This is a genomic window from Sphingopyxis sp. RIFCSPHIGHO2_12_FULL_65_19 (assembly GCF_001830555.1).
Classification (GTDB): domain Bacteria; phylum Pseudomonadota; class Alphaproteobacteria; order Sphingomonadales; family Sphingomonadaceae; genus Sphingopyxis.
On the sequence record NZ_MIAM01000025.1, the window covers coordinates 1 to 7,592 of the forward strand.

The 7,592-nt window shown below is 64.5% G+C and carries 8 protein-coding genes; 4 read left to right on the forward strand and 4 right to left on the reverse strand.

The window, feature by feature from the left end:
* Positions 1 to 119 precede the first annotated feature (119 nt).
* The 3 genes from A3E77_RS08220 to A3E77_RS08230 all read left to right on the forward strand — a co-directional run bounded on the left by A3E77_RS08220 (position 120) and on the right by A3E77_RS08230 (position 3,848).
* Complete coding sequence (locus A3E77_RS08220) at positions 120 to 797, forward strand: pyrimidine 5'-nucleotidase (RefSeq protein WP_293644844.1); 678 nt, start codon at positions 120 to 122, stop codon at positions 795 to 797.
* Positions 794 to 1,636: a 2,3,4,5-tetrahydropyridine-2,6-dicarboxylate N-succinyltransferase gene (gene dapD / locus A3E77_RS08225; protein ID WP_293644846.1), complete on the forward strand. Its 843-nt coding sequence runs from the start codon at positions 794 to 796 to the stop codon at positions 1,634 to 1,636. Before A3E77_RS08220 ends, dapD begins: the two co-directional genes overlap by 4 nt.
* 124 nt (positions 1,637 to 1,760) lie before the next feature.
* Entirely contained in the window at positions 1,761 to 3,848 is a 2,088-nt protein-coding gene (locus A3E77_RS08230; RefSeq protein ID WP_293644848.1) for a Plug domain-containing protein, read from the forward strand.
* A 37-nt stretch (positions 3,849 to 3,885) separates the two neighbouring features.
* Here A3E77_RS08230 and gpmA read toward each other — a convergent pair whose 3' ends face one another.
* The gene (gpmA, locus tag A3E77_RS08235; protein ID WP_293644850.1) at positions 3,886 to 4,572 is read right to left on the reverse strand and encodes a 2,3-diphosphoglycerate-dependent phosphoglycerate mutase; all 687 of its coding nucleotides are present in this window, start codon (positions 4,570 to 4,572) and stop codon (positions 3,886 to 3,888) included.
* A gap of 189 nt (positions 4,573 to 4,761) precedes the next feature.
* On the opposite strand from gpmA, the gene A3E77_RS08240 reads away from it, so the two are divergent.
* Positions 4,762 to 5,220, forward strand: a complete 459-nt coding sequence (locus A3E77_RS08240; RefSeq protein ID WP_293644852.1) for an Hsp20 family protein — start codon at positions 4,762 to 4,764, stop codon at positions 5,218 to 5,220.
* An 81-nt stretch (positions 5,221 to 5,301) separates the two neighbouring features.
* Here the strand turns inward: A3E77_RS08240 and A3E77_RS08245 are convergent, their stop codons facing one another.
* Genes A3E77_RS08245 through A3E77_RS08255 form a run of 3 tightly spaced genes read right to left on the reverse strand, consistent with a single transcriptional unit; the run spans position 5,302 to position 7,495 of the window.
* On the reverse strand, positions 5,302 to 5,775 hold the full coding sequence (locus A3E77_RS08245; RefSeq protein WP_293644854.1) for a GNAT family N-acetyltransferase: 474 nt from the start codon (positions 5,773 to 5,775) through the stop codon (positions 5,302 to 5,304).
* Positions 5,775 to 6,884 (reverse strand): M14 family metallopeptidase, encoded by a 1,110-nt coding sequence (locus A3E77_RS08250; protein WP_293644856.1) that lies wholly within the window; start codon positions 6,882 to 6,884, stop codon positions 5,775 to 5,777. Before A3E77_RS08250 ends, A3E77_RS08245 begins: the two co-directional genes overlap by 1 nt.
* A complete protein-coding gene (locus tag A3E77_RS08255) occupies positions 6,881 to 7,495 on the reverse strand; it encodes a DUF4136 domain-containing protein (RefSeq protein WP_293644858.1) in 615 nt (204 codons plus the stop codon). Before A3E77_RS08255 ends, A3E77_RS08250 begins: the two co-directional genes overlap by 4 nt.
* Positions 7,496 to 7,592: the final 97 nt, after the last annotated feature.

The following is a 7,592-nucleotide window of genomic DNA, read 5'->3' on the forward strand; positions in this document are numbered from 1 at the left end:
TTGCCCTGACGTCCGCCTTCTATCGCGGTCGCAAGCCAAAAGGTAGCATCATGCGGTTAACTGAGGGTTCCGCCCCTCGCCACCTTGCTCCCCTGCGCCGCAGCCTTTATGCGGCGCCCATGTCCGCGCCGCTTGACCATATCGACAGCTGGATCTTCGACCTCGACAACACGCTTTATGCGCCGTCGGCGAAACTGTTCGACCTGATCGACGCGCGCATGGGCGCCTTCATCATGCGTCTGCTGGACGTCGATGCGGGCGAGGCGCGGCGGGTGCAGAAGCAATATTTCCATGACCATGGCACGACGATGGCCGGGTTGATGCGCCACCACGGCGTGGACCCCGAGGACTTTCTGATCGACGTTCACGACATCGCGCTCGACCGGCTGACGGTCGATGCGCGGCTGCGCGCCGGGCTGGAGCGCCTGCCCGGACGCAAGCTGATCTTCACCAACGCCGATGCCGATTATGCCGCACGCGTGCTCGATGCGCGCGGCATCGCCGACCTGTTCGACGGCATCTGCGACATCCGCGTCACCCGCTATACGCCCAAGCCCGATCCCGCAGCCTATGCGATGATGATTGCGCATTTGCAGGTTGACCCGGCGAAAAGCGTCTTTGTCGAGGATATGGCGCGCAACCTGACCCCCGCCAAGGCGCTCGGAATGACCACGGTCTGGCTGGACAATGGCAGCGAAAGCGGTCATCGGGACCACCTGCCAAGCCATGTCGATTTCCACGCGGCCGACATCGCCGACTGGCTCGACAATTTGCCTTTACCTTGGGGAATTTCATGACCACCGACCTGCAATCGACGATCGAAGCCGCCTGGGACGACCGCGACGCGCTGGGACTCACGACGACCGGCGCGGTGCGCGATGCGGTCGAAACGGCGCTCGCGGGACTCGACGACGGCAGCTACCGTGTCGCCGAACGCGATGCCGAAGGAACGTGGCAGGTCAACCAGTGGCTGAAAAAGGCGGTGCTGCTGTCCTTTCGCCTCAACGACATGGAATTGATCGAGGGCGGCCCCGGTGGCGCACGCTGGTGGGACAAGGTGCCGTCCAAATTCGCCGGATGGGGTGAGAACCGATTTCGCGACGCAGGCTTCCGCGCCGTCCCCGGCTCGATCGTCCGCCGCGGCGCCTTTATCAGCAAGGGCGCGGTGTTGATGCCGAGCTTTGTCAACATCGGCGCCTATGTCGGCGAGGGGTCGATGGTCGACGCCTGGGCCACCGTCGGCAGCTGCGCCCAGATTGGTGCGAACGTCCATCTGTCGGGCGGTGCGGGGATCGGCGGCGTGCTCGAACCGCTGCAAGCGGGGCCGGTGGTGATCGAGGACGGGGCGTTCATCGGCGCGCGCGCCGAGGTGGCCGAAGGGGTGATCGTGCGCGAGGGCGCGGTGCTGTCGATGGGCGTCTACCTTGGCGCATCGACCAAGATCGTCGACCGCGCGACGGGCGAGGTTTTCATCGGCGAAGTGCCCGCTTACTCGGTCGTCGTGCCTGGCGCGATGCCGGGCAAGCCGCTGCCCGACGGCACGCCGGGCCCGTCGCTATACTGCGCGGTGATCGTCAAGCGCGTCGATGCCAAGACGCGCGCCAAGACCGGGATCAACGAGCTGCTGCGCGACTGATCGGCGATCCGGGCGCTCGTCGAGCGAAACCGGGCGTTGGTAGACAATATAACCCAAATTATTTATTGCGAATTACTCGCATGAAGCGGCCACGGGGAGGTGGCCGGACGGGGGAGCTTTGCGCGTGTCGTTCGGGAAAATTTCGCTGGTGGCATGCGCCGCCCTGACTGCCGTCGCGCCCGCCGCGGCGCAGGAGCCGACGGGCGACGCGCCGCCCGCGATCCCCGTTCCGGTGAATGGCGCCGAACGCTATGCCCCCGCCGACTTCTCCCGTTTCGCGCCGCGCACCGCGCTCGACATGGTCGACAAGATACCCGGTTTCCTGATCGTCACCGGCACCAACGGCGGCGACCGCGGGCTGGGGGCCGCGACCGAAAATGTGCTGATCAACGGCGAGCGGATCGCGAACAAGGCAACCGACGCGCGCACCGCACTGGCGCGCATCACCGCCGCCGAGGTGGCCTATATCGACATCGTCGACGGGGCCGGGCTGAACGTTCCGGGGCTGACCGGACGGGTCGCAAACGTCGTGCTCGTGGCAGGCGCGGGGAGCGGCGGGTTCACGACGACGATCCGCTGGCAGCCCGAATGGCGTCCGCGGCTCGACAAGAACTGGCTGAACGGCGAGATTTCGACGACGGGCAAGATCGGCGGCACCAATGTGACGCTGAGCCTGAAGAATGAAGCGAGCCGTCAGGGTCATTGGGGACCCGAGCGCGTCCATGACGCGGCCGGCGTCCTGCTGTTCACGCGCGACGAGTTCGGCGCCTATGACGGCGATCGGCCGCGCCTGTCGGCGGCGCTCGCGCGCACGACGACGAACGGCAACAAGTGGAATTTCAACCTTGGCGGGCAATTGCAGCTGCTGGGCGAACGCGTCGACAGCGTGTCGGAGCAGCCGGCGAACGGCATTGTGCGCGAGATGTTCGCGTTCAAGGAAGACGAGTATAATTTCGATGTCGGCGGCGATTACGAGCTGGGGCTCGGCAAGGGGCGGCTCAAGCTGATCGGGCTTTATCGGTTCGAGCATAGCCCGTTCGTCGACAGCTTCATCGTCGATCGCACGATCGGCGGCCGGACGGGCGAGCGGTTCAAGCAGACCGCCGACGAAAGCGAATCGATCCTGCGCGGCGAATATAGCTGGCGCACCGGCGGCGGCACCGATTGGCAGGTCGCGCTGGAAGGCGCCTATAATCAGCTCGACGTCGATTCCGAATTCGCGGTGCTGCAACCCGACGGCAGTTTCCTGCCCGTCCCCTTCGGCGGCGAACGCACGAAGGTTGAGGAAAAGCGCGGCGAGGCATCATTGACCTGGGGGCGTTCGCTGGCATCGAATTTGACCGCGCAGGTCAATCTGGGCGCCGAATTTAGCGAGCTGACCTCGTCGGGCCCAGGCGGACTGACGCGCCGCTTCGTCCGGCCGAAGGGCAAGGTTGCGCTGGCTTGGAAGGTCGGCGGCCAAACGACGATCAACTGGTTCCTCCAACGCAGGGTCGATCAGCTGGACTTTTTCGATTTCGCCAGTTCGGTCGATGTCGCGAACGGGCAGGGCAATGGGGGCAACGGTTTGCTCGTGCCGCCGATCCTCAATCGCACCGAGTTGGAGGTCGTCCAAGACATGGGCGGGTGGGGCAATGCGTCGATCGCCTTCGCTTATGCCTATGCCCAGGACCTGGTCGACCAGGTGCCGCTGTCGCCGACAACCGAAGGGCGGGGCAATCTGCCTCCCGCGCATCTTTATCGCATCAGTTCCAAGGCGACCTTGCTGCTCGATCGGCTGGGATGGAAGGGCGCGCGGATCAACAGCGATGTGACCTGGCGCCGCAACCGCGTGCGCGACCCGCTCACCAACCAGTGGCGCGACCAGAGCGGGGGTCAGGACTATGTCGTCGACCTCAGCCTGCGCCACGACGTGCCAGGAACGAATCTGGCGTGGGGCGCGGGCTATTTCGACGAGCAATACAGCCCCAATTTGCGGCTCGGCGCGATCGAAAGGGAATATACCGAAGGGCCGTTCGTCACCGCCTTTGTCGAACACAAGAATGTCGCGGGCTTCACGGTGAAGCTGTCATACCGCAACCTCGCGAACATGAAGGACGGGTTCGACCGCACGGTGTTCGTCGACCGGCGCGACGGACCGGTCGCGTTCAGCGAACAACGACTGCGCCGGTTCGGCCGCTTTTTCCAGTTGACGGTGACGGGGACACTTTAAGCGCCCAACCCTCAGTCATCCCGATGGCGGCGGGGACTCACCGCTCGCTGAGATAATAACGTTCGCCCGCGCTGAGATCGTCGGCCAGTTCATAAACGATCGGCTGCCCCGTCGGGATTTCAAGCCCGGTGATGTCGGCGTCCGAAATGCCGGAGAGATGTTTGACGAGCGCGCGCAGGCTGTTGCCATGCGCCGAGATCAGCACCGTCTTGCCCGCCGCGAGTTCGGGGACGATCGCGGCTTCATAATAAGGCAGCACGCGTTCGATCGTGTCCTTGAGACTTTCCGCAGACGGAATGTCGATGCCGGCATAGCGCGGGTCGCCCGACAAATCCCACGGCGACCCGGCTTCGAGCGGCGGCGGCGGGATGTCGAAGCTCCGGCGCCAGATCTTCACTTGTTCGTCGCCATGCTTCGCCGCGGTCTCTGCCTTGTCGAGCCCGGTGAGCCCGCCATAATGGCGTTCGTTGAGCCGCCAGTCCTTGATGACCGGAAGCCACAGCCGGCCCATCGCCTCGAGCGCGAGATTGAGCGTCTTGATCGCGCGCGACTGGACCGAGGTGAAGCCGATGTCGGGCGCGATCCCCTTCGCCTTCATGAGTTCGCCCGCCGCGATCGCTTCGCCGACGCCCTTTTCGGTGACATCGACATCCCACCAGCCGGTGAAGCGGTTTTCGAGATTCCACTGCGACTGGCCGTGACGAATGAGGATGAGCTGGGGCATTTCGGATCCTTGCGCTGGAAGAGATATGCCGCCCTTTAGCGCGGCTTTTCGCCGAACGCCAACGCCGCTCTTGAAATGGTTTCAGCCGCTACCAGATTGGCATCATCCGGCCGCCGACATGGGGCCGGGTGGCGATCGCGACCAATGTGCCGCGGTCCCTTTGCTTCGCTTTAACAGGAAGGAATGCCCATGCGTAACAGCTTTGACTGGACCCCCTATCGCCGTTCGACGGTCGGTTTCGACCGTCTGTTCGATTTCCTCGAAACCAGCGGTTCGGGCGCCGAAAACTATCCCCCGTTCGACATTGAAAAAGTCGCCGACGACCATTTCCGCATCACCGTGGCCGTCGCCGGTTTCAAGAGCGACGAAATCGACATCGTCGCGCAGCAGAATATGCTGACCGTCAGCGGCCGCAAGGCGCCGGCGGCCGAAGGTGAAGGCCGCCAGCTGCTCTACAGCGGCATCGCGACGCGCGCTTTCGAGCGTCGGTTCCAGCTCGCCGACTTCGTCCGCGTCGAAGCGGCCGACCTGGCCGACGGCCTGCTCGCGATCGACCTGGTGCGCGAAGTGCCCGAGGCGATGAAGCCGCACAAGATCGCGATCGGCGGCGGCGCGACGCCGGTGATCGAGGACAAGAAGGCGGCCTGAGGCGCCTTGTCCTGAGCCCTGCGGGGCTGTGAGCGGGGTCCGGAGTCCCTTCCGGACCCCCTTTTCATTTGGCGCGATGATTCAGAGAAGCCGTGTCATGAAGCGGCTGAACGGGTCGGGGCGATAATCGGCAAAAGGCTCGCAATCCGCAAAGCCGTAACGCCGGTAGAGTGCAAGCGCCGGTTCAAAAGCGGCACTCGATCCGGTTTCGAGACTGAGCCGCGTCAGGCCGCGCGCGCGCGCTTCGGCCATGACATGATCCAGCATCTGTGCAGCGACGCCCTGCCGCAGGAAATCGACCGCCGTTCGCATCGATTTGATCTCGCCGTGCCCGGAATCGAGAATCTTCAGGGCGCCGCAGCCGGCAAGGTCGTTGCCGCGGTGGATCGACCAGAAGGTGACGTTGCCCGCGCGCAGGCCGTCGAAGTCGAGGAAGTGACAGCTACCCGCAGGCGAATTCGCGAGCATCCCCGCGAAATGTTCTTCCAGCAGCGCCCGAATGGCGGCGCCCGACAGATCGTCCTCGACGATCCGCCAGGCGCCCGTGTCGGCCATCAGAGAAGCTGGTCCAGCGTCTGGAGACAGGCGTGCGCGAGCAGCTTCGATCGTTCGGGTGACCAGCCCTGAACGGGATCGGGCAGGTCGCGATTATCCTTAAACGGCATTTCCAGCGTCATCGACACCGCGCCGAAACGTTCGGCAAGCTGCGTCGTCGACATCGACAGATTCGCTTGGCCCGGCGCGGTTTCGGCGTAACCGAGATCGACCTGGAAATCGGGGGTGTTGGCGGCAAGCGCGGTTTCAAACGCCTTATATTTCTCGCTCTGTTCGGCCTTGAGCGACGGAATGCCTTCAAAACCCGCAAGGAACACCGCGGGGATCGCCTCGTCGCCATGGACGTCCATCGCCCAGTCGACGCCGGTTTCGTCCATCGCATTGCGGACGGCGAGCACTTCGGGGCTGCGCTCGGCGGTCGGATTGTCCCATTCGCGGTTGAGGTTCACGCCCGCGAAATTGGTCCGCAGATGGCCGCGGCACGACCCGTCGGGATTCATGTTCGGCACGATGTGAAAGCGGCATTTCTTCAGCAGCGACCGGGCGTGCGGATCGGCCAGATCGGTGAGCTTTTCCAGCGCGCCTTCGATCCACCATTCAGCCATGCTTTCGCCCGGATGCTGGCGCGCATACAGCCACACCTGCGTGTCGCCGGTCCCCATTTCGAGGCAGTCGATCGGCTGTCCTTCGAGGCTGATGCCAAGGCAGCGATAGGTCACGCCTTCACATTCGGCGACCGAGGCGACCAGGTCATGGTGCCGTTCCATCGAATAAGGCGCGAAATAGGCGATGTAGAGGATCGGGCTTTCGGCGGTGTGCTGGATCGTCAAGGTTCCGGCGTCATAGCTGGTATCGAGGCGGAACCAGGTTTCGCGGTCGGTGCTGGCACATGCGGCATAATCCGGCCAGCCGTCGGGGTACGCCGATTCGGCAAGCCCCCCGATCGCCAGTTCGAGCGCGTCGCCGACCGCGCACGCGACGCGGAAGTGAAACCACTGGAAAAAGTCCGATTCGCGGTCCTTGCGGATCGACAGACGGGCAGAGGTGCCGTCGATGGCGTCCACGACGATATTGCCGCTGTCGAAAGCGGCGTTGATGGTGATGGTCATGGGACGCTGATAGTGCGTCCCGATTCGCCGGGGAAGTCCTTGAATAAGGCTTCGGCCAATTTCGCCGCGGCCAGGCTGGGCTGGTTGGCGGGCGCCTTGACCGGCACTGCGGTCAGTGCGCGGCCTTCCCACAGCGCCTGGCCGCTGGCGGCATCGTCGATGCGCACCGAAAGCTGGAGATCCACCATACGCTTTGGCCCGCCGCCCAGGTTGATGCCGATACCGAGTCCGACGCCGGAACCGTAACTGCCCGTCGAGCCGCCGACCCCCACAGAGACGGGCGAACGACGCCCCTCGGCAAGCTGTTCGCTGCGGTCGAAGGATATGCGGACAAGAAGCGGCGCGCGATCGCCCGATCCCGCAGCGACCAGACCCTGCCGCTGCAGCTGCTGATCGACCGCGGTGCGATAGCTGTTCCATTCGAGCGACGGCATGGCGGCCCCCGGCCCGTCGAGCGGCGCCGTCGCGATCGCATAGCGCGTCCCCGGCGCCCATCCGGCAACCGCATTGGTATGGAAGCGGGTGACTTCGACCGGCGGAACAGCGGTGGCACAGCCGCCGAGGGCGAGCGCCGCTGCGCAAAGCAGGGCGGCGGAAGGATGACGCGTCATCCCCATATCATGCGCCACGAAATATGGCTTGGCAATGAACGGGATGCCCGTGCACCCCGTCCATCGGATCAGCGATAGAAGATATGGTTGTCAATCT

Coding starts and splice junctions, on each gene's coding strand:
- A3E77_RS08255 (WP_293644858.1), bottom strand. CDS start 7,495: ATGACGCGTCATCCTTCCGCCGCCCTGCTTTGCGCAGCGGCGCTCGCC.
- A3E77_RS08250 (WP_293644856.1), bottom strand. CDS start 6,884: ATGACCATCACCATCAACGCCGCTTTCGACAGCGGCAATATCGTCGTG.
- A3E77_RS08240 (WP_293644852.1), top strand. CDS start 4,762: ATGCGTAACAGCTTTGACTGGACCCCCTATCGCCGTTCGACGGTCGGT.
- dapD (WP_293644846.1), top strand. CDS start 794: ATGACCACCGACCTGCAATCGACGATCGAAGCCGCCTGGGACGACCGC.
- gpmA (WP_293644850.1), bottom strand. CDS start 4,572: ATGCCCCAGCTCATCCTCATTCGTCACGGCCAGTCGCAGTGGAATCTC.
- A3E77_RS08220 (WP_293644844.1), top strand. CDS start 120: ATGTCCGCGCCGCTTGACCATATCGACAGCTGGATCTTCGACCTCGAC.
- A3E77_RS08245 (WP_293644854.1), bottom strand. CDS start 5,775: ATGGCCGACACGGGCGCCTGGCGGATCGTCGAGGACGATCTGTCGGGC.